Origin of the sequence: Arenibacter sp. F26102 (assembly GCF_023015865.1) — a bacterium.
In the GTDB taxonomy this organism is placed as follows: domain Bacteria; phylum Bacteroidota; class Bacteroidia; order Flavobacteriales; family Flavobacteriaceae; genus Arenibacter.
The window spans coordinates 1-374 of the sequence record NZ_JALKBC010000066.1 but is presented as its reverse complement, the minus strand read 5'-3'; the positions used below and the strand labels follow the sequence as shown (position 1 = coordinate 374).

At 53.7% G+C, this 374-nt stretch carries 1 protein-coding gene; it reads right to left on the bottom strand.

The window, feature by feature from the left end; genetic code table 11:
- The coding region (locus MWU78_RS22625; protein WP_247002024.1) for a hypothetical protein at nt 1-374 on the bottom strand (374 nt) is incomplete at both ends.

The following is a 374-nucleotide window of genomic DNA, read 5'->3' as shown; positions in this document are numbered from 1 at the left end:
ATCGCCAAATCTGTAAAAAGTGCTTGTCCGCCAGAAAAACCAGCGTTACCAACCACTTCCCATGCATTGCCATTGAACCTTTGGACCGTCGCCTTACCTTCCTTAGTACTGTCTTGGTATGCCACATAGGGCACCCCGGATGCGTCCAGAAGCAATGAAACAGCTCCCGTGTAAAGTGAAAGACCAACAGGGCCCACCACTTCCCAGTCGCTGCCATTGAACTTTTGGACCGTGGCCCTATTCTCGTTGGCCACGTCCTGATATGCCAAATAAGGAACCCCCGAACCGTCAACGGCCAGGGAAGTCCAATAGGCCTCGCCATCCGAAAAACCGGCAGGTCCCACCAGCTCCCATGCGCTGCCATTGAACCTTTG